20 protein-coding genes are annotated in these 22,155 nt (G+C 45.0%); all 20 read right to left on the bottom strand.

All coding sequences use genetic code 11. The annotated features are described in order from the left end of the window. Positions 1 to 3: 3 nt before the first annotated feature. The 20 genes from nuoH to C5745_RS12775 all read right to left on the bottom strand — a co-directional run bounded on the left by nuoH (position 4) and on the right by C5745_RS12775 (position 22,150). Positions 4 to 1,041: an NADH-quinone oxidoreductase subunit NuoH gene (nuoH, locus tag C5745_RS12870; protein WP_105717420.1), complete on the bottom strand. Its 1,038-nt coding sequence runs from the start codon at positions 1,039 to 1,041 to the stop codon at positions 4 to 6. Between the two features lie 13 nt (positions 1,042 to 1,054). After that, a complete protein-coding gene (locus C5745_RS12865; RefSeq protein ID WP_105717419.1) occupies positions 1,055 to 2,065 on the bottom strand; it encodes a 2Fe-2S iron-sulfur cluster-binding protein in 1,011 nt (336 codons plus the stop codon). Between the two features lie 25 nt (positions 2,066 to 2,090). Then, entirely contained in the window at positions 2,091 to 3,437 is a 1,347-nt protein-coding gene (nuoF, locus tag C5745_RS12860) for an NADH-quinone oxidoreductase subunit NuoF (protein WP_105717418.1), read from the bottom strand. A 2-nt stretch (positions 3,438 to 3,439) separates the two neighbouring features. Next, positions 3,440 to 3,964 (bottom strand): NADH-quinone oxidoreductase subunit NuoE family protein, encoded by a 525-nt coding sequence (locus C5745_RS12855; RefSeq protein WP_105717417.1) that lies wholly within the window; start codon positions 3,962 to 3,964, stop codon positions 3,440 to 3,442. Continuing rightward, on the bottom strand, positions 3,957 to 5,192 hold the full coding sequence (locus tag C5745_RS12850; protein ID WP_105717416.1) for an NADH-quinone oxidoreductase subunit D: 1,236 nt from the start codon (positions 5,190 to 5,192) through the stop codon (positions 3,957 to 3,959). Before C5745_RS12850 ends, C5745_RS12855 begins: the two co-directional genes overlap by 8 nt. Before the next feature lie 18 nt (positions 5,193 to 5,210). Beyond that, positions 5,211 to 5,714 carry an NADH-quinone oxidoreductase subunit C gene (locus tag C5745_RS12845; protein ID WP_105717415.1) on the bottom strand — a complete coding sequence of 168 codons (504 nt, stop codon included), beginning with the start codon at positions 5,712 to 5,714 and terminating at the stop codon, positions 5,211 to 5,213. After that, positions 5,707 to 6,261: an NADH-quinone oxidoreductase subunit B gene (locus C5745_RS12840; protein ID WP_105717414.1), complete on the bottom strand. Its 555-nt coding sequence runs from the start codon at positions 6,259 to 6,261 to the stop codon at positions 5,707 to 5,709. The genes C5745_RS12845 and C5745_RS12840 overlap by 8 nt, the downstream gene beginning before the upstream one ends. A 27-nt stretch (positions 6,262 to 6,288) precedes the next feature. After that, on the bottom strand, positions 6,289 to 6,669 hold the full coding sequence (locus tag C5745_RS12835; protein ID WP_105717413.1) for an NADH-quinone oxidoreductase subunit A: 381 nt from the start codon (positions 6,667 to 6,669) through the stop codon (positions 6,289 to 6,291). A 98-nt stretch (positions 6,670 to 6,767) separates the two neighbouring features. Continuing rightward, the gene (locus C5745_RS12830) at positions 6,768 to 8,507 is read right to left on the bottom strand and encodes a tetratricopeptide repeat protein (protein ID WP_105717412.1); all 1,740 of its coding nucleotides are present in this window, start codon (positions 8,505 to 8,507) and stop codon (positions 6,768 to 6,770) included. Positions 8,508 to 8,682: 175 nt separating this feature from the next. After that, a complete protein-coding gene (locus tag C5745_RS12825) occupies positions 8,683 to 9,648 on the bottom strand; it encodes a PstS family phosphate ABC transporter substrate-binding protein (protein ID WP_105717411.1) in 966 nt (321 codons plus the stop codon). A 29-nt stretch (positions 9,649 to 9,677) separates the two neighbouring features. Next, positions 9,678 to 9,911 carry a hypothetical protein gene (locus tag C5745_RS12820; RefSeq protein WP_105717410.1) on the bottom strand — a complete coding sequence of 78 codons (234 nt, stop codon included), beginning with the start codon at positions 9,909 to 9,911 and terminating at the stop codon, positions 9,678 to 9,680. A 2-nt stretch (positions 9,912 to 9,913) separates the two neighbouring features. Further along, positions 9,914 to 10,789: an energy transducer TonB gene (locus tag C5745_RS12815; RefSeq protein WP_105717409.1), complete on the bottom strand. Its 876-nt coding sequence runs from the start codon at positions 10,787 to 10,789 to the stop codon at positions 9,914 to 9,916. Positions 10,790 to 10,809: 20 nt separating this feature from the next. Beyond that, on the bottom strand, positions 10,810 to 11,358 hold the full coding sequence (locus C5745_RS12810) for an ExbD/TolR family protein (RefSeq protein WP_105717408.1): 549 nt from the start codon (positions 11,356 to 11,358) through the stop codon (positions 10,810 to 10,812). Positions 11,359 to 11,377: 19 nt separating this feature from the next. After that, positions 11,378 to 12,028, bottom strand: coding sequence for an ExbD/TolR family protein (locus tag C5745_RS12805; RefSeq protein WP_105717407.1), 651 nt, complete (start codon positions 12,026 to 12,028; stop codon positions 11,378 to 11,380). Positions 12,029 to 12,127: 99 nt separating this feature from the next. Then, positions 12,128 to 12,961 carry a MotA/TolQ/ExbB proton channel family protein gene (locus C5745_RS12800; protein WP_105717406.1) on the bottom strand — a complete coding sequence of 278 codons (834 nt, stop codon included), beginning with the start codon at positions 12,959 to 12,961 and terminating at the stop codon, positions 12,128 to 12,130. A gap of 445 nt (positions 12,962 to 13,406) precedes the next feature. Beyond that, positions 13,407 to 13,754: a translation initiation factor gene (locus tag C5745_RS12795; RefSeq protein WP_105717405.1), complete on the bottom strand. Its 348-nt coding sequence runs from the start codon at positions 13,752 to 13,754 to the stop codon at positions 13,407 to 13,409. Positions 13,755 to 13,788: 34 nt separating this feature from the next. Then, positions 13,789 to 14,667 carry a diacylglycerol/lipid kinase family protein gene (locus C5745_RS12790; protein WP_105717404.1) on the bottom strand — a complete coding sequence of 293 codons (879 nt, stop codon included), beginning with the start codon at positions 14,665 to 14,667 and terminating at the stop codon, positions 13,789 to 13,791. Between the two features lie 281 nt (positions 14,668 to 14,948). After that, positions 14,949 to 17,312 carry a GH92 family glycosyl hydrolase gene (locus C5745_RS12785; RefSeq protein WP_105717403.1) on the bottom strand — a complete coding sequence of 788 codons (2,364 nt, stop codon included), beginning with the start codon at positions 17,310 to 17,312 and terminating at the stop codon, positions 14,949 to 14,951. Between the two features lie 124 nt (positions 17,313 to 17,436). Then, positions 17,437 to 19,005 carry a RagB/SusD family nutrient uptake outer membrane protein gene (locus C5745_RS12780; protein WP_105717402.1) on the bottom strand — a complete coding sequence of 523 codons (1,569 nt, stop codon included), beginning with the start codon at positions 19,003 to 19,005 and terminating at the stop codon, positions 17,437 to 17,439. A 19-nt stretch (positions 19,006 to 19,024) separates the two neighbouring features. Beyond that, complete coding sequence (locus C5745_RS12775) at positions 19,025 to 22,150, bottom strand: SusC/RagA family TonB-linked outer membrane protein (protein WP_105717401.1); 3,126 nt, start codon at positions 22,148 to 22,150, stop codon at positions 19,025 to 19,027. Positions 22,151 to 22,155: the final 5 nt, after the last annotated feature.

Here is a 22,155-nt window from a genome sequence, read left to right as displayed (position 1 = left end):
GTCTCAAAAATAAGTATCCTTCACGACGATTACCACTGCTGTCAACACAATATTTGCTATCGCCAGCGGAATCAATATCTTCCACCCCAGACCCATCAATTGATCATAGCGAAAGCGGGGCAACGTCCAGCGCACCCACATGAAGAAAAAGATAAAACCAAAGATTTTAAGGAAGAAAGCCAATACACCAATAATCGTGATCCAGTTCTGCGATAGGCCTAATTCGTACATGAACGGGAAATTATATCCCCCAAAGTACAATGCTGCCATTAACGCGGAAGACACAAACATGTTGATATATTCGGAAAACATATAAAGACCGAGTTTCATCGAAGAATACTCCGTATGGTATCCTCCAATCAGTTCCGTTTCGCACTCCGGCAAATCAAACGGTACCCGGTTACATTCCGCAAAAGCACATACCATAAAAATCAAAAATCCCAATGGCTGTACCCAGATATTCCAGTTCACAAATCCCGACTGTTGGGCAACAATCTCTCCCATTGACAGCGTTCCCGTCACCATTAATAAAGCAATAATCGAAAGCCCCATCGGAATCTCATAGCTGATACTTTGCGATGCCGCACGAATAGCCCCCATTAACGAAAACTTATTATTTGATGCCCATCCGCCTAACATGATACCATATACACCCAAGGCTACAACGCCAAAAATATAAAGTATGCCCACGTTGATATCAGCCACCTGCAAGGTCACTTCGCGTCCGCCAATGGTTAGTGTTTGTCCCCACGGAATAACGGCCGAACTGATACAAGCGGTGATAATCGCCAAAGTGGGGCCCAATATAAACAACGGTTTGTGCGCCCCTGCCGGAATAATTTCTTCTTTAAAAAAGAACTTACCTCCATCGCAGAGCGGCTGCAAAATCCCACCAAATCCCGCTCGGTTAGGCCCATAGCGATCCTGCATAAACCCGGCTATTTTACGCTCCGCCAACGTCGAGTACATCGCAATAACCAACGAAATCGTAAAGACCACCACCACCAAAATCAATTTTTCTAAAATAAAAGCTCCTTCCATGTGTTTCCTTTGCTTATTTTAAACGTTCCGTTCTTTCCAACTGCTCCTCGTTCGCTTCCTGTAACTGCAAGTTCTTTTTGATCACCGGCGGTGGATTGAACACGTCGTAATGATTGGCATCGATGACAGATTGTTTGCTGATCGAGGTAGGTTCTTCCAATACCCAGTCGGCTGTCTTCTTTGTCTCAAAACGGCAAGTATCGCAGATAAACGCTTCCACCTCGTTATATTCATCTTTACGAGCCGTGACACGTAAAACTTCTTCACCCTTATACCACAGAGTGACTTTGCCAGAGCATGTGGGGCAATTGCGGTGTGCATTTACTGGCTTGGTAAACCACACGCGGCTTTTGAAACGGAATGTCCTATCCGTCAATGCACCCACAGGGCATACGTCAATTACATTTCCGATAAAATCATTGTCCAATGCATTCTCGATAAAAGTAGAAATTTCCGCATGGTCGCCACGGTTAATGATCCCATGTTCCCGTTTGCTAGTCAATTGATCCGCCACGTAAACACAGCGATAGCACAAAATACAGCGATTCATATGTAACTTTATATTATCGCCGATATCGATAGGCTCAAACGTGCGGCGTTTAAACTCATACCGTGTTTGCGACACACCGTGTTCATAACTCAGATCCTGTAGTTTACACTCTCCCGCTTGGTCACAAACCGGGCAATCCAATGGATGATTAATCAATAACATCTCCACCACACCTTTGCGTGCTTCCAATACGTCCGGCGAAGTAATATTCTGCACTTCCATTCCGTCCATCACGGTCGTCCTGCAAGAAGCGACTAATTTAGGCATCGGACGAGGATCCTTTTCTGATCCTTTGGATACCTTAACCAAACATGTACGACACTTTCCACCACTACCCTCCAATTTCGAGTAATAGCACATCGCCGGAGGCACAATATCCCCGCCGACCTGACGCGCCGCGTTCAATATCGTCGTTCCTGGTGCCACTTCCACCGGAATCCCATCTATCGTTACCTTAAATTTTTCGTCTGCCATCGTTTATTTTTTAACTCTCCATCCGTCACTCACTACTCATCACTCCCTCAGTCACCAATCCATAATTCCTTGTCTGCGCCTCCTCCGGATGTAAGATATGCCATTCAAATTCGTCCCGGAAATGCCGTATGGCACTCGCTACCGGCCAGGCCGATGCATCGCCTAACGGACAAATGGTATGTCCATCGATTTTTTGCTGGATGTCCCACAAAAGATCAATGTCAGAAATATCTCCATATCCATATTCGATCTTGTGCAATACCTTTTCCATCCATCCAGTTCCTTCTCTACATGGAGAACATTGCCCACAACTTTCGTGATGATAAAAACGCGTAAAGTTTAGTGTATTGCGCACGATACATTGATCTTCGTCAAACGCGATAAACCCGCCAGAACCCATCGCCGTACCCGTTACAAAGCCTCCATCCGCCAACGACTCATACGTCATCAGACGAGGTTCCCCGTTGGCTGTCTTCAGCGCAAGGTGAGTCGGTAAAATCGGCACCGATGAACCGCCCGCAACCACCGCTTTTAGACGCTTTCCGTTTGGGATACCTCCACAATATTCATCAGAGTAAATAAATTCCTCCATGGGCAAGCCCATTTCAATTTCATATACTCCCGGACGAACCAAGTTGCCCGAGGCCGATATTAACTTCGTGCCCGTGCTGCGCTCGATACCGATTTTTGCATATTCTTCTCCACCGTCATTCACAATGGGCACGGTTGCCGCAATTGACTCCACATTGTTCACCACCGTTGGGCAACCATATAGCCCTGCCACCGCAGGGAAAGGAGGTTTGATGCGCGGGTTGCCCCGTTCACCTTCAAGCGATTCCAACAACGCCGTCTCTTCTCCACAAATATAAGCCCCCCCTCCGGGTTGAACATGTATTTCTAAATCATAGCCCGTTCCTAAAATATTTTTGCCCAGAAAACCCGCCGCTTTCGCTTCCGCAATCGCTTTTTCCACTATCCGAATCTGCGGCATCATTTCCCCTCGGATATAAATATACGATGTATTCGCGCCCAATGCATAGCTCGAAACAATCATGCCCTCAATCAGTGCGTGCGGGATATGAGTCATTAGAAAGCGATCCTTAAAGGTTCCCGGCTCCGATTCATCTCCATTGCAGACTAAATAACGAGGAACGCCTTCTGGCTTCGCCAGAAAACCCCACTTCATTCCGGTGGGGAACCCTGCGCCACCACGTCCGCGAAGTCCCGATTTCTTCACCTCCTCCACGACCTCGTCTGGCGACATCGTCCGGAGTGCTTTTTCTACTGCACGATAGCCACCATTTTGACGATAAACGTCAAAAGTATGGATTCCCGGAACATCAATATGTGCCAATAATAACTTACGTGCCATACCTATTTTGTTTGTGCTTTTTGCTTCAATTCATCAACCAACTGGTCCACTTTCTCCTCTGTCAGGTTTTCATAAAACGTGTATTCGGGGCCGATCTGTAACACAGGAGCATAACCACAAGCCGCAAGACACTCTACGCCACGCCAAGAAAATAGGCCATCCGCCGTCACCTCCCCCTCTTTAACGCCCAGCTTATCTTCTATATGTTGCATCATACGTTCAGCTCCCACCAAACAACAAGGGCCTGTACGGCAAATTTCCAAAACATATTTACCCTTAGGTTGCAGAAAAAACATCGTATAAAAAGAAGCAACCTCATACACCTCAATTGGGCGTATGTCCAAATAAGCGGCAACCTTGTCCATCGCATCCACACTCAGCCAACCGTATTCGGCCTGCACCAAGTGTAAAATAGGTAAAAGTGCTGATTTCTGTCTGCCTTCTGGATAGCGCGCTACTGTTTCCGCAAACTTGTCCAGCAAAGTTAGACTAAATTCCACCGTCGTATTTTCTTTAACACTAAGCATCTAATTCTCCTGCAATAACGTTTAAACTACTCATATTGATAATCGCGTCAGAAATCAGCATCCCACTACTCATAGGAGCAAACATCTGGTAATTAATAAACGATGGTCTCCTAAAGTGTAAACGATAAGGCGCTCGGCCTCCATCATGGATGAGATAGAATCCCAATTCGCCATTTGCACCTTCCACCGCGTGATATACCTCAGATTTTGGCGTTTCCCATTCACCCATGACGATCTTAAAGTGATAAATAAGCGCTTCCATATTGGTATATACCTGCTCCTTCGGAGGCAAGTAAAAATCGGGCACGTCGGCGTGGAATACACCTATCGGTTCTTTCTTAATCTTTTCCAGCGCCTGCTCGATGATACGTAGCGATTGCCACATTTCATCATTGCGTACCATAAAGCGATCGTATACATCACCGTTTGTGCCTACAGGAACATCAAAATCAAATTCCTCATAGGAAGAATACGGCGCTGTGGCACGCACATCGTAATCCACTCCCGTCGCACGAAGAATCGGGCCCGACCAGCTGTAGCTCAAGGCATCTTCCGGTGTAACCGCCGCTACTCCCGAGGTACGCTCAATAAATATCCGATTACGGACAAATAAGTTTTCGAATTCTTTGAGCACAGGTGGGAAACGTTTGATAAACTCTTCTATCTTACGGAACGCAATCTCGTTAAAATCACGTTCGAAACCGCCGACACGTCCGATATTAGTGGTTAAGCGCGATCCACATATCTCTTCATAAATCTCGTATATAAATTCCCGCTCCTGCATCAGGTAGAGAAACCCGGAAAAAGCCCCCGTATCCACTCCTAAAATTCCGTTACAAATGATATGGTCCGAGATACGCGCCAATTCCATCACGATAACCCGCATGTATTGCACGCGCTTCGGCAGCTCAATGTCCAGCAACTTCTCTACCGTCATGTGCCACCCCATATTATTTATTGGGGCCGAACAATAGTTCAACCTATCCGTCAGCGGTGTTATCTGGTAAAAAGGCCGGTGCTCCGCAATTTTCTCAAAAGCCCGGTGTATATAACCTATTGTAGAGACACCGCTCATAATGCGTTCGCCATCGATCTGTACCACGTTTTGGAACACCCCGTGCGTAGCTGGATGTGTGGGTCCTATATTGAGGGTGATAAACTCATCCTGTGGATCGTTGTCAAAGAATACGGCTGCATCCGGTGTTATCTTGGTTATCGGTTTACTCATCTTACTCTCCTGTAGGGTTTAACGTCCAAAATAAAAATCTTTTTTATCTACCCGATTCGGATCCTCGAGCGGATATTCCTTGCGCATCGGAAACACTTCTAATTCATCCATATTCAGGATCCGTCTCAAGTCGGGATGTCCATCGAACACTATCCCGAAAAAATCGAAAGTTTCGCGTTCCATCCAATTGGCCCCGTGCCATATGGGGGTAGCCGAAGGAATCACCGGTGTAGGCCCACTAATAAATACCTTTACCCGCAGACGTAGGTTTTGCAACAGGTTATGCACATGATATACCACACAAAAATCTCGGTCTTCATTTGGATAATGCACGCCCGTAATATCCGTCAAATAATTGAAACGTAAGTGCGCGTCATCCTTTACAAAAGCAAGTAAATCCAGGATAGTCTCTGCTTCCGTCGCCACTGTCAATAAACCATGCGGCTCCGCAATTACCCGTACCTGCTCTCCAAACTTATCCTGCAGATGCTTTATAACGATTTGATTATCCAGTTTATCCATTGTCTGTCGCTATTCCATATTTCTCCAACAATGCCTTATACTCCGGCGTATTCCGGCGGTTTAACGATTCATTCCGCACGATTTCCTGCAATTTCAGCACCCCGTCCAATATCGCTTCAGGGCGTGGCGGACAGCCGGGAACATATACATCCACCGGAATAATCTCGTCGATACCCTGCAGCACCGAATAGGTGTCAAAAATTCCACCACTCGAGGCACAGGCGCCGACAGCTATCACCCACCGGGGCTCCGCCATTTGCGTATATACTTGCTTTAATACAGGCGCCATCTTTTTGGCTATCGTACCCATCACCAACAGCATATCAGCCTGCCGTGGCGAGAAACTTGGGCGCTCAGCACCGAAACGGGCCAAATCGTACGTAGATCCCATAGTCGCCATAAACTCAATTCCACAACACGACGTGGCAAATGGAAGCGGCCACAGCGAGTTAGCCCTAGCCAAACCAATCACTTTATCTAAAGATGTTGCAAAAAAACCCGCTCCTTCTATACCCGGAGGCGCCTCTGCCAATGTCACTTTACTCATGGCTATCGTTTTTTAAATTACCAAACACTAATCCCAATCCAACGCACCGCGTTTCACTTCATAGATTAAGCCGAGAACGACTATACTCAAGAAAATCCCCATTTTCCATAACCCATCCATACCCATTTCTCTAAAGTTGACCGCCCAAGGGTACATAAATATAACCTCCACGTCGAAAATAACGAACAAAATGGCAGCCATAAAATACTTCACCGAAAAAGGTTGCCGTGCGTTACCAATCACCTCGACGCCCGACTCAAATGCCCCCAATTTGTTCTCCGTACGAACTTTTGGACCAATTAAGTGCGTACCAATAATAGTTAAAACACCAAATGCCACAGCCACCCCTAGTTGTATCAGGATAGGTATATAATCTACTGAAGTGCTCTCTAAGTTTACACTTTCCATAATAGTTCACTAATTTGTTCTCTCTAACAAATATATCATTTTTTCCAAATAAAAAAAGGGGCTCCGTAAAGCCCCTTTTTATTTATTTCCATTCTAAATTACAGTTGATCAACGAATTGTCCGGCGAACTCATCTTCTGGGCTAACCTTGATCGTTTCCTGAAAATGCGCTTTCGCTTTTTCCGTTTCTCCTTTTAAATAAAAGTAGTAACCTAAGTAGTTATTTGCATCAACAGTATAAGAAGTTACTGTGGTTTCAGGCAAGTCTGTATTCTGAATCTCCTGCAATAATCTCGTGAAAGAATCTACAAATAGCCCCTTCGCATTTTCGGGATCATACATTACCCCGTCCAACGCAAGCTCAGATAAACCCTTGTAATACAGAGAGTTCACCAAGTATTTCTTTTTTACGTCCTCTTTTTCCGTTCCGATAACTGTCGTAAACGATTTGATCGCTTCATCAAGGGTAGGTTTTGCTGCTGCAATTTTCTGCGCACCAAGCTCTGGTGTTATTTCTTCACCTTCTGCTGGCGACACCAATCTCGACCCTTTTGTATACTGGCCTAAACCGACGAAATAGTTTGCATCGAAATAATAATCAGACTCCGGATTTGCCGCTGGTAAACGGAAAATCTTAACGGCTTCTTCGACCTCACCATCTTGATACTTTTGAAACGCAGTCTCTGCAATTTCCGTTTCCAAGTTATCCTCTTCTGTTTGTTTCTCCACCGCTTGTTTCAACAACGCTTCACCTTTTTCTGCATCGCCTGCACTTAGATTAGCCAAACCTGCATAAAGGTAGTCACGTGGGATCAAACGCTCCGGCTGTACTTTTTCGAACAAGATGTTCATGTTCTCTGCAGCTTTCGCATAATCTTTATCTTGGTTATAAGCGATATACCCTAGATAACGGTAAACTTTTGCATCTACTCCTGGCATAGCCGATAATTCTTCCGCAACGGTCTTCAACTCCGCGTAGTTACCAGAATACACCAAGAAGTCAGCATAACGCGTTTTTGCCTCAACAGACGCATCTCCCGTCAAGCTTAGGTATTTTTGATAATACTCCAATGCTTTTTGGTTGATCTCCCGATAGTCGTCTTCTGGAGCTTTCAATGAAGATAAGTAATACGTCTCCGCCAGCTCACGATAAAGTGGTGCATAATCCGGGTTCTCGCTGGACAGCTTCGTCAATGATTCGACAACTACATCGTATGCTTGCGCCCTTCTCGAAATCAACGCTTGTCCAATCTTTGGCGCCAATAAGCTAGGATCCATATACTCCGCATCGCGATAATTTACAAAAGCCTGGCTGCTCTCGCCCATACCCGAATACGCATCACCTAAGGCGATCAATATCTCCGGATCCTTATCATTCTTTTCCTTTGCTTGCGTTAGGTATTCTATTGCTTTCGTATAATCAGGCTCTGGTGCTTTGATATAGGCCTGCCCGATATAAAGCAAAGGCAGATATTCCTTACGTTTCAAATCCGAAACAGCTGTTGAAAATTTCGTTTCAGCCGCCGTCTTGTCGCCCTTCATTAGATCAACAATACCGAGTCCTACGTTATTCAGTTTTTCCTTTGGCGCATTCGTTACCCCTTGGTTAAACACATACGCAGCAGAATCAATTTTATCATTGATTAAATGGATTTGCCCAAGATAAAACCAGTTCTCTCCATCTTTCGCTTTCTTCTCTACCAAATTCTGAAGCATACTTTTCGCTTCATCATATTTCTCTTCAGCTATAGCCGTCTTAGCATCCTTTAAGCTCTGTGCACTTACAGACCCTATTGTACCCGCCAATAGAAGACTTAAAAATAATTTGCTTTTTGTCATAATCTATTTGTGTTCTATTTTTTCCTTTTTAACTAATTACCCACGAATTTAACACGAATTATCGCAAATCTAAATGAATTATACGATTTTTTGTACTTCGCTCTCGTCTCTATTTGACATCCTATCTGTCCAAATGTTTAATTAATGAACATTCTTGCCACGCATCATGCGTCATCTAAAGAGAAATATCATCCCTTATAATAATGTCGCGTCCCGGCATTGTTGCAGGTACCAAACCCGATTTCAATACGATACGTTGACCTCGATCACCAGTCAAAAACGCAGAAAACCCTATACCCAATCCTAAGTTAGGCTGATAATTCTGCACGTAAAATGTACGACGCAACGGATACTGCTCCGCGGCAATAGTGGATTGATTAGGCTTATAATATTTATTGTCAGCCGTCTCTCCCACCGTATTCTGCACGCTCAAGATACGAATATTATTCTTATCTGGAAACGAGGAAATCAAATCTAAGTATACGTTATACCCCAAAATCCCAATTTTGTCCGGATCATTCGCCACCGCTTCGAGCACTTCTTTACTGCCATCTTGTGCCTCCACGTAATTTGATGCAACTTTTTCCAATTTACCCAAGTCCTTCAGATGCCTAAACGTACTCGAATTAAGATTATCGAAAACAATCTTTTTCTGGTCCACACTTTCACCCTTCATAGCATTCACCAAATATTCAATAGTAACGGTCGTATCTGCAAGTTTAGTATTATTGACGACGACAATTGCGTCCGTCCACACAGGAAACTTCCGTGGGGTAATCGAACGTTTTTTGAAATAATCATTCTCCGTTTCATTCAATTCCCTTGCTAACACGGCCACTCCAGCCTCATTGGACAACAACTCCCGGATAGCCAATAACTCCGGCTTCATAATGAGGTTCAACCTGGCATTGGGATACGCCGCCAAAAAAACATCTTCCTGCTCTTTCAAGATTGGATAGGCTGTTTCATCTACCGCAACATTCAGCACACCCACCAAGACGTCCTCCTTTGGGGCTACTTCTTTTGCCACCGAGCTGTCACCAGTTGAAGCGCCCTTCTTCTCCGTCCGTGAACAGCCACCACAACCCGCCATGCTCAGTAGCAGGATGGCCAACATGCTTATCTTAATTACTTTCTTCATTTCTTTGATCGCCCCCTATCTAATACGTATTAAAAATTATTCTGCCACAAACGAGCAAAGCGCAGAAAAGAATAAACAATGAGCAGGATGCCAAACATATTCTTATACGTAGGATCGATATCCAAGGGAAAATTATCCCAAAAGATAACTAAGATGCCTAAAATAAAATAGAAGGCAAACATCGCCAACCCCAAAATAGACAGAAATCGCTTTGTTGGCGATTTCTGTTTAAATTTACTCGTGTTGTTACGCAAACCACTCATATTTATTGTTGAAGGTTCAACGTAATAGGCAATGTGTAAGCAACACGTACCGGACGACCGTTCTGAATACCCGGCTTCCAAGGTTTCGCTTTCTTCAACACATTTACCGCAGCTGTTCCCGTACCATACGACAAGTCTTTTACAACTTTGATATCTGTTAAGCTACCGTCACGCTCTACTACGAAAGAAACAACAACTTGACCTTTAACACCTGCATCAATAGCACCCTGCGGGTAGCTATAGTTACGTCCCACCCACTCACGGAAGGCATTTAAGCCGCCGTGTGGTTCCGGATTCACCTCTACCGCAGTAAAGATTTTGTCTGCACCACCATCTGGATCTCCAGTCGCACTACCTGTTATCTGTCCCTCTACTTTCTTCGGGCCAAACTCTCCGGTAGGTACGCCTGATGCACCTTTTGTACCTTTCAGGGTGATACGTGCCGGCGTTTTATTTTCTTTCTTAATTTCCTCTTGCGATACCACTTCCTCTTTTACCTGGCTTTCAGGCACCACCTTAGGCTCCGGAAAACGCACCAAGTCCTCTGCCGGCGGTTCCTGTGCTATCCTTTGCACTGGTTCTTCCTCCTGTGGAAGTGGTTCTTCTTCCTCTTCTTCTGGCTCCGGTATTTCTAAGTCTTCCAGCGTTACCTCCGTTATCACGGGAGCTTCTTCGACTGGTTTGTCTGGAAACACCTTAATGTTAAACATTTTTGGAGCACTCAAAACAAGAACGATTGAGACAATCGAGAATAGCGCAACGTTGGTTGCTCTTGGGGCAAACTTACGTAAGTCATAGGCGCCATACTCTTTATTTCTATTCTCAAAAACGACCTCAAGCCATTCTTTTTTGAATATATCTAATTTAGAACCAAACATATTTTACTTAAATTATGCGATTAATCGTTAAAAAGACCCTCGCTTTTCAACACTTCTATTTCGTCACTATTGATTTTTGAAATCATGTAGCGCTTTACATCTACGATACGCATCTCGTCTAAAATATCGACCAAATTACGCTGCACAGATTTTTCGCTAGGTCTGATTACGACAATCAAATCCTTACCTCCGGCACGCTGAGGAACCTCTTTCTGCATTCTGAGCAACACCTGACGAATCCCCTCACTACCATAATCTATCGTTGTTGGAGGATAGATAGGTTTCGCCAATTGACCATAATACCAGGAGATTTTATCATCCGATCCCAGCAAAAGCGTGATGGAACGATTATCAGCAATTTCCAGATTATCGGTTTGATCCATCTTATTCTTATCCGGCATCGCCACGTCCATAGCCTGTGGGGTATTTAGTGACGTGGTAAGCATGAAGAAGGTAATCAATAAGAATGCTAAGTCCACCATGGCGGTCAGATCGACCTTACCACCGGCTTTCTTGGCTCTTACTTTGCCACCTTTGTCCTTACCACCATCTTGATTTAATTCTGCCATTTTCTTCTCATTTATGCGTTTAATTCTCCCTTCTCAAGCCCGTTACAAAACTAAATTTGTTCTGTTTCTGATTCCGTAGCGTTTCAATAATCAAATTGATCGTTGGATACTTCTCTTCGGCATCCGCCTTTATTGCTACCTTCATCGGACCTGGATCCACATATCCTTTTTCTCCCTCGCGTGATCGGTTGAACTCAATAGTTGCCCTACGCGCTTCCTGCACCCAAGCGTACAGTTCGTTCGAGTTTGTCTCTGTACTATCTACAGGAATACCCGGCTGAATGTTTTCTGTACGTTGCTCGTTCGGCAATGAAAGCAGCTGTCTTAGATTATTGACAGGAACACCAAACTCATCCAACTGCCTAAATTTCTCATATTCCTCTGCGGAAAAGTTCACATTGTACTTTTGCGAAATGTTTCTTAGCGTAAGTTCCCGTACGTTAGGGTTCTTAACGCTGAAGAATATTTTTCCGTTTGACACCGAAATGATACCTAAACCATCGTCGGGCAATTTTTCTGGACTTGTCGACTGCGGTGTATCTACCACTAATACCTCAGGTTGACGCGCCGTTGCCGTTAATACGAAGAATGTAAGAAGCAAGAACGATACATCACACATCGCCGTCATGTCGATGGAGGTACTGGCTCTTTTTACTTTTGCTTTACCCATTATCTTTACTTCTTTTAATTAACAATCCTTATTCCTTTATCTCTATGATGCATGTCTTTCACAAATTCCATAAAAGAATTTGTAAAAAGTACCCTTCTCTTATTTGTGGTTTGCTGCGTACGTTTGTACGATAGAGAAACCAGCCTCATCGATAGAATAAGTCAACTTGTCTATTTTTGCCGTCAACATATTATAGAATACAATAGCGAAAGTCGAAGTCGCGATACCAGTTGCTGTACACATCAAGGCTTCAGAGATACCGTTAGCCAACTGTGCAGAATCTGGTGCACCACCTGTTGCCAAAGCCGCGAATGCTCTAATCATACCTGTTACTGTACCCAATAGACCGGTCAATGTACCGATAGAAACCAAGGTAGCTAATACATTCAAGTTTTTCTCCAACATTGGCATTTCCAACGCCGTCGTCTCTTCGATTTCTTTTTGAATTGCTATAGCAGATTTTTCTGAGTCTAAACCCGGATTTGCCGATACGTCTTTGTATTTCAATAGACCTGCTTTTACTACGTTTGCTACTGACCCTTTTTGCTTATCACATTCAACGATTGCCGAATCGATACCACCGCCGTTGATTAAGGACTGTACTTTTCTCACAAAGTTGCCTACATTACCGGTACCCGATGCTCTACCAATTACAATAAAACGTTCTACTGCGAACACGAAAACCATCATAAATAAAGACAATAGGACAGGAATCACTGGTCCACCATGGTACATCATCCCCATATAGTTCCCAGGGAGTGGTTGGTTTTCCGGATTGTTATCGATAAAGTTCGATGGATCACCCAATACAAATTTATACACAACAATTCCGACAGCAAAACAAATGATGATTGCTAAGCTCGCAAATAGATTACCTGAATTTCCGCTTTCTTGTTTTTTAGCAGGAGTACTAGTTTTTGGTGCGTTTGCCATTTTACTAATTTTTAATTTTTACTGTTGTTTAATATTTAACTGTTTAATTCAATTTGTGCAATTCAAAAGCACTTATTCTGCTATAAAGCAAAACAAATATACTATTTTGTGTTAAAAATAAAATTTTCCTGACATTAATTTATACATCTTTCAATGCGTCACATATTAGTAAACCATCAGCGGTTCCATGTCCTTCCTAATATGTATTAACGATACGGATTCACATTAATACTTAACGCCCGTACTGCGTTAATATTTTACAATGAAAACCATTTTTTTTGGTTTATGCAAATTAAAAAATCATTAATAAAAAAAAATAAGTAAGTATTTACTCACGGTTATACACCTTATTTTCGAATAAAAACAGCATCAGCCTATTGTCATATTTTTGAAGTCTACGATCACGATTCCGTCATAATTCTGCCGCCTTTTGCTGTGTAAAACATTATCCTCCAACCGTTTTCACACCATACCCATCCTCTTGGAGTAATTCAAAAATCTTCTGTTTAAAATCGCCTTGAATTAAAATTTCACCGTCTTTCGCCACTCCACCCACACCACATTTCTGTTTTAACTTTTTCGCTAGGTTGTTCAAATCAATTGCGCTTCCAACGAATCCTTGTACAATTGTAACAACTTTTCCCTTCCGCGCTTTACGGTCCAATAGTACCTTTAGCTTTTGCTTAGCCGGAGGTAACGTCTCTTGATCTTCCGTTTCCTGCGGATCCACATACGCAAAGTCGTCTGCAGTAGAGTAGACGACGCCTTCAAAACGTTGCTTCTTCTTTTTCATATCTTCCTCTTGAGAGAACTGTACCAGCTCTTTACTAACAAATAACCTTCAATGACTTCGGTTTGATCGTAATTTCCAACTTTTTACCCATTTCCACAGGCTCTCCATCCACATGTACAGGGCCTTTTTGGTCCCGCAAAATAGTGATGTCCCTTCCCGGGATTATCTCCACGTATTCCGACTGGTCTGCACTTTTTGTGAACAAATGAAACACCATTTTTGGAAAAAGATACAGTGGAAATTTTTTTACGATACATACATCAAGCAAACCATCATTGATCGATGCCTGAGGCGCAATATACGCATTATTACCATATTGAGGGGAATTGGCTACGCTGACCATAAAGGCTTCTTTCTTGTATGTTGCTCCATCGATCAGCAATGTATACATGCTGGGTTGGAAATCGCTTAGCACATTAATCGCCGAACGCAAATAGCCGATCGGCCCTCTAATGCTATCCGTCGCAAAACGATCACTCACCGAAGCATCAAAACCAAGTCCAGCAATGTTAAAGAAATGTCGTCCATTGACGACCCCTGTATCGACCTCTGTCGTCTCGAACCGATTTATCCGGCGGATGGCTGCTGATTCGTTGAGCGGAATCCCCAGGTAAAGCGCTAAGCCGTTTCCCGAGCCCTCGGGGATAATCCCCAACGGCATGTCGGTTCCCAAGATCGCAGAACCCAATTCGTTAATCGTACCGTCGCCCCCCACAGCCACAACCGCATCATACCCTTCCTCAACCGCTGCCTTTCCCAGTTCGAACGCATGGTTGGCGTGATCGGTAATTTTAAACGTCGGATCAAATTTCTCCAGATCAAGCACTTCCAACACCTGTTTGTTGAACGCTGTCTTCTTTTTCCCTCCGGAAATTGGGTTGATAACAAACAATATTCGCTTACGTTGCCGCATATCTTCATCTGAAATAGGTTATAAAGATAGCGTTATTTGTGTTCTTTTTTTCCTCAAAAAAGAACCAAAAAAAAATCGTCGCTTCGAATATTTAAAATAATGTGTAGTGCAAAGAGCAAATTTCTACATACTTCAAATATTCGTATGCGACATCAAAGGTTAATTGGGGTTTGTGCAATACCGCGTATACTTTCTATATAAAAAAGTAGAGACACCGTGTTGGTGTCTCTACACGTTATACGGAGAAGCGTCCTTAAAGGCTAAGAGGGCAAGGTCGAAATCTATTGCTGTAAATCCATATTTGGTTCGCTTCCCATCTGGAATTTCAGCACACCCCCATTTACCACATCCGCGAATGGGATGGATACCGATTGCTGTGCTGTTCCGTTTTTGCTTAAAGATTGCACATAGATATTCTCCGGCGAATTATTCGCCACTTCGATAACAAATTTATCTCCTTTATAATATTCTTGATTCAGCTTGACCTCGATACGATCAAATATCGGGCTACCAATCTGGAACTGGGGATCGATCTGTGTTAAACCCTTCACATCAAACAGCCCCATACCAGCCATCACATACCATGCGCCTAATTGTCCTTGGTCCTCATCCTGACCGTAGCCATAACCATGAAGCCCATCGACACCGTAAAATTCATCACAGATCGTGCGTACCCATTTTTGGGTTAAATAGGGTTTTCCAGAAAAATTAAACAGCCACGATACATGCAGGTTTGGTTGGTTGCCGTGATTATAAAGTGCGTGTACACCCGCGAAAGCATCCACCGTTTTACCGCCGCCAAACGTGTTTTTCTGCGAGCGCACAAAAATACTATCGAGGCGATCATTAAACACATCGCTACCCACCTTGTCAATCAATTTTCCGGGCTCGTGCGGCACATAAAATGTGTATTGAATAGCATTTCCCTCCTGAAAACCTGCCCATGCGGCCATAGGATCAAAATCTGGCAAGAAATTTCCTTCCAGCGTGCGCGGACGAATAAGCTCGGTTTCCGTATCAAAGAGATTTTCCCAGTTCGATGCCATTTTAGAAAGACGTTGATAATCCGCTTCTTTATTTAAGTTCTTCGCGAATTGTGCAACGGCATAACTACTAAACGAGTACTCCATGGTGTGGGAGGCGCCGAATACCGACCCTTCATCCTGCTTGGTAATAAAATAGTCGTCACTTGGAATATAAGGGCAATAGCCGCGTTCCACAAATGCCGCGACATCCAGTTTACCAGCGCCAGCCGGGCGGTTCTGACCATCTATCTCATTCTTTAGCGCTGCCTCATATCCCAACTGATAATCAAAATCACGGATTCCACAATTGTAAGCAGCAGCAACAGCCAGGCTAGTGAAGTTTGTACCTACCCCAGAAACATATTTGCTGTTGGCAATACCATCGCCCAGCCAGCCCGTTTCTTTATATACCAATAATTGGCTCTGCACCCAATCGGAGTAATATTCCGGATAGGCCAATGCCCATAGCTGGGTAAGGTTCCAGTATCCGCCCCAAATGGCGTCCGTATTGTAGTAATTAAAGGCAGGCTGTTTATCTTCGTCTAGCTCAAGGAGCCCAACCGTACCATCGTTTTTCGGATAAGCACCGTTCACATCGTTAGCAAGGCCACGCCCCAGCAACGCGTGATACAGTCCCGTATAAAACTTAACTCTATCGTCTTTACGGCCACCCTCGACTTTTACACGCCCGAGCATATCATTCCACCGGAGCGAAGCATCTTCTTTGACCGCGTCAAAGCTCCGATCGGTAGCTTCCTTTTCATAATTCTGTTTCGCATTTTCGATGGAGGTATACGATTGGCCAATCCGTACGGTAATCTGTTCATCAGCAGCTGTCTCATATTGAACAGCCAAACAAGCCCCCACTCCTTTTATTTCTCTTGTCGAACGAACCGAATCTGCGCGCAGGAAAGTCTTGACATCGTTGAAAGGTCTGCTCAATTTGGCGTAAAAATACATGTTAACGGTCGCATCCGGCTGATACTTTTTGACATACTCAGGTTTTGTAACAACGTACCCTTCAATAGTGGTTTCGTCAACCACTTTGATATACGCATCACTTACCGCACCGCTTTCGCCTAATTTATTTCCAATATCAAATAAGATATAAGACTCTTCAGACTGCGGAAACGTGTAACGCTGATAACCAACCCTGTCGGTCGCCGTAAGCTCCACGTTGGTTTCGTATTTATCTAGCAAAACACGGTAGAATCCAGCGGTGGCATACTCGTTCTCTTTTTTAAAAGGGGAGCGATAGCCCTCGGCAGGATTTTCGAGCGTACCCGGCGTAGTTCTTAACTCTCCTACAATAGGCATCAGCATCACGCCACCGATCTGAAATTCATGGAAGCAAGCAAATCCTTCTATGGAATTATGGTTGTCCTCATAGCCAACCGCTTCCCAACCATTGGCATTTCCATAGGAACCATTTGTGGACGGCCCCAGTTTGGCCATTCCAAACGGCACAGCGCCTGGCGTATAGAAAAACCACCTGCTGTGTACGGAGCCGATGTTGGGATTCACATAATCCGACAATTGTTCCGTCACTTCTTTCTTCCCCGCGCAGGATGACACCACGAACGCGCAAACTATTAGTAGTATTGATAAATGCTTCTTCATATTATTTACTTTATTGACATTCTTTTTATTTGCCCTGTGCTTTAATCAAGACGATAAGTGCATGCCCAACCTGCCCGCTCGAGTAGTATAAAAAAGCGCCCTTTTTAAGGGCGCGTCCTTGCCATTAATATTGATAGCCTTCCGTAGGCGTCAATTCTGGATTACGTTGCAGTTCATCCATCGATATGGGCCACAGCAAATCTGACTCTTTAAAAGTGGCTCCCGATCCACTCTGAGCACCAATTAATGGAACAAAATCAACCGTGCCCTTTTCCGTAGCAGAAACTACAGGAAACATCCTCGTCCGAAGACAATCGTCCCACATTTTGAACTCAAGAGGCAATTCCCTTAAACGTTCTCTCCACACCTCTTTCACAAATTCGTCCGGAGACAACCTTTGCAGTTCCGTTATATAGCTCGCCACATCTTTGCCATTCATATCAGCACGGGCTTTAATCTCTGCCAGGTAGCCCGCTGCCTCCGCCGTGACACTTTCGGATTTCGCGATAGCTTCCGCGGCGATCAGTAGCGCTTCTGCGTAACGGTATATATTCCAATCTTTCGTTCCTATACCAGTTCTTAAGACAGCTTCTTCGTCATGGTAATACCAGATACCTGCAGTGGCAGATCGCCATGTCCTTCCATTTTCCGGATTCGTGTATTCCCAATGATAGAATTGATTCGGCTGAATGCGTAAGTCATCATCCTCATACACGTTTAAAAAACGGTTTGTAGGTCCAAAAACTCGCTCGAAGATGGCATATGTACCAAAAACCGCAGTTGCCGACGAACTGAAAGCGTAACCAGGCCAACGGCCACTGTTGCTGATAGTCTCGTTAAATTCGTAGGAATAAATGGCTTCAGTCAGGTTATCTTCTGTACGAAGTTTATTATACGCGCTGCCCAACGCCAGATCATCGTGCTGCGCTAAGGCATGCGCAGAATTGGTTACCTCCCGGATAGAAGTTGCCGCGTCGGCGTATTTCCCTTGCTGCAAATACACATTGGCCAGCGCCATCGCTGCTACATATCTCGTCACGCGGAATCCATTGTTCGTAAAAAGCGCATCCGGCAAGATCTCTACCGCCTCCCGCAAGTCTTCTTCCATCAATGCGTAAATCTGCTCTTCCGGTGTCCGCGGCAAAAAGACATTATCCAATGACTCATAAGGTTCCGTAGGGAAAGGAATCGCGCCAAAGGTCTTTACCAAGTAGAAATAATTAAACGCTCTGAAGAATTTAGCCTCCGCGACCAAGCGTCGTTGCGTATTCTCCGGCATACCGATATTCGGGATATGTTTAATCGCTCCGTTCGCCACATTGATCGCACGGTAAGAGTCTGCCCATATACCATTCATTGTATTGGACACAATACGAATATTCTGCTGACGGGTCAACTGCCTGGAGTACATAGAGATAAGCTCCTGTCCTTCATAGTCATTTGAAAAGTACCCTGTTAAAAATGAATTTATCGATGCCGTAGGCCCAATATAAGCTGAGCTTGCTACGCCATACCGTACAGGTGCACCCATACGGTACAAGGTCGTCACATTTTCCAAGGCTTGAGCTTCATTCTGGTAAAAATCCGACAACGTGACCTGTGCACGAGGACCTTCTTCCAGGAAACTGCTACAGGAGCTTGTTCCGAACAGGCCCGCACACATCAAAGCAAATACTATATTTTTCGTTCTCATAACTTTATCTCGTTTGTTATTATAATGTAAGGTTTACGCCAAAGGTAAATGTCTTCGCTCTCGGATAGGCGAAGAACGTCATGTTCTGCCCGAACTGGTTGTTATCCCCCTGCGAGGTACTTTCAGGATCATACCCTTTGAAGTCTTTAGAGGTAATCAACCAAGGGTTGTTCGCGCTCCCGTAAATACGTAGTGCGGAGAAGCCCATTCGCCTCGCTAGGCTCGACTCGAACGTATAACCCAGTTGGATAACGTTGAATCGCAGGTACGAACCATCAACCACCCAGGAGGAATCGACATTTGTGTCTTGGCCCGCGTGTCCACTGTTTGTCAACACAACAGCCTGCTGCATCGTATTCGGATTACTGCCATCATATGCCCCATACAAGATCTCCTTTAATCCATTGGTAATACCGAAGCGATCGTATGTAGAGTGGTAAAACTGCTGCATGGTTTCTACCCCATACACAAACTGCAAGTCCACCATCAAATCGAAGCGCTTATAATTAAAGTTGTTGATAAAGCTCCCTGTCCAATCTGGAACACCCTTACCCAAAATCTCCTGCGTAGCGGAACGTTTCGGGCGGCCAATCATATTTTGTTCTATATCCCCAGCCTCATAATCCGCTATCGTATATACACCATAACGACGGTAACCATAGAAACTGTTGAGGTTCTCGCCCACACGGATAATACTGTTTGGTCCGCCCACCCAGCTGTTCAGCAAAATATCTTCATTGTTTGCCCCCAGTCCTAATACCTCATTCTTGTTATACGTCATGTTCAACGTACTGCTCCACGAGAAATCTCCATTCTGCACCGGCGTAGCGGTTACTAAGAACTCCCACCCCTGGTTGCGCACAGAGCCAATATTCTCCATTACGGTCGAAAAACCGGTCGACTCCGGCAAAGGGCGACCTAACAACAGGTCGGTTGTTCTACGGGTATAGTAAGAAATATCAAAGTTCAAGCGGTTCTGAAAAAGACCAAGCTCAATCCCCGCGTCATACGTGGCTGTTGTTTCCCAACGTAAATCTGGATTCCCCATCGTGCCGATGTACGCATAAGGAGCCCGTCCGCCATTCATCAAAATCGTGCCAGAGGTGACATTCGCTCGGGTCGTATAGGGGTCGATCTCCGAGTTTCCTGTCAGACCGTAACTGCTCCGCAGCTTTAAGTTACTGATCCACTCGTAACCCGACATGAAATCCTCATTGGATACATTCCACGCTAAACCGAGGGAAGGGAAGAATGCGTACTTATTGTTGTCACCGAATTTAGACGACCCGTCGTAACGCGCGGTAAAAACAGCAGAATACCGGTCATTATATGTATACGCACCTCGGACGAAATAAGAGTTCATCGCCCATTGATTCCAGTTGGATTCCGGCGACGCAGGAATACTGCCTACCCCCATATTGTACCATTGAAAAAAATCATTCGTAAAACCTTCGGTACGTGAACGATTGAAGTCCCAAGTACGTTCCTGCCAAGACAAACCCGCCACCGCGTTGATACGGTGCTTATCGAAATCCTTGTTGTAGGACAAGTATGTCTCTTGTTGCCAGTACAGCGTTTCAGCATTCTCTATTTGCGCCCAACCATTTGGCATGGACAGGTTATTCAGCGTTATAGAGGAATACCCCTTATATGTTTCTTTTTGATTGTCAACACCAAATTGCGTTTTTAAATCCAGTCCGTCAGCTAGGTGAAAGGTCAGCGCTGCATTACCGAAAATCTGCGTATTGGAGCGCATCCGGTTTTGCAAGTCTAGAATGGCTACAGGATTCGACATCCCCTCGAAGCCCAGTACCTGGGATACCGTTGAGGAAGCTGCGGACGTATATCCTCCTCCCGGTTCGTATATTGGATACCAGGGGATCATCTCAATCATGGTACGGCGTGCGTCCTGTCCGCCGCCATCTTCCGGCGTATAGCGACCCCATGTATGGTTAGCCGTTAGGTTGATGCTGGTCGATAACCAGTCTTTCGGCTTGGTATCATACGCCAGCTTGCCGTTGACACGCTTATTATCCGTATTGTTGACGATTCCTTGCTGGTCAGTATAGTTCAGAAAAGCACCCATAGATGAGGTTTCGTCCCCCTGCTGAATGTTCAGCTGATGGTTGTGCGATAATACCGTACGGGTAGCTTCCCGTTGCCAGTCCGTGTCGTACAAGGGATTGCCATTCGCATCGAAATAGTTCGGATCGTCGAACCAATCCCTTCTGTCCAGCGACCAATCGTGGCCATGCCAGCGGTTTTCGTTCTCCAGGCCCTTTATAAACGCCTGCATCCACTCCTCCGCGTTTAGCACACCCATAAAGCGTTGCGGCGAACTAACACCTGCCGAACCTTGGTAACTCACGGTTTTTCGCCCGTCTTTCGTCCCGCGTTTTGTCGTTACCAAAATTACACCGCCCGCACCACGCGCACCATAAATAGCCGCCGAGGAAGCGTCTTTCAGCACCTCAATGTGGTCTATATCATTTGGGTTCAGCAAATGGAAGTTTTCCATGACCACACCATCCACTACATAAAGCGGGCTGGACGAGGAGTTGATCGTCGCCTGGCCACGGATAACCACCCGGTTCGCATAAGCCCCTGGCTGGCTGGAGTTGGAGTAGATATTGACGCCGGCAGCTTGACCACGCAGGTTTTCCAGCGGGCTGAAGTTCTGCGCTTTGACCATATCCTCCCCTTTTACCATCGAGATAGAACCCGTAACGTCCGATTTACGCATCGTACCGTAACCCACAACAACAAGCTCTTCCAACACTTCGCCTTCCGGAGCCAAACGGATATTTATTGGGTCATCACCTACCGTGGTCTCCGCTTGGCTGTAACCCACAAATGTGGCCGTCAGCACCTGCCCCTTTGATCCTTCTATCGAAAAATCGCCATTTTCATCGGTTTGCGTAGCGATGGTCGTTCCTTTAATTGTAATCGTCGCCCCAATAACCGGCTCGCCCGAACGTGCATCCGTGACCTTCCCAGAAATCTGTGTTTGATCGGGTTTACTCATCTGCACAGGCGAGGCAATCGGTGGTGTTGCCGCATACACGTGATTATAGCTACATGCTGCCAGTAAGGAAAGTGGAATAATCCACAACTTCCTATTCAATCGTTTTGTTAGTTTTTCCATAGCGT

The sequence above is a fragment of the Sphingobacterium haloxyli genome, from assembly GCF_002980525.1.
Taxonomy (GTDB): domain Bacteria; phylum Bacteroidota; class Bacteroidia; order Sphingobacteriales; family Sphingobacteriaceae; genus Sphingobacterium; species Sphingobacterium haloxyli.
The sequence above is the reverse complement of the archived record's forward strand: the minus strand, read 5'-3'. Positions and strand labels throughout refer to the sequence as shown.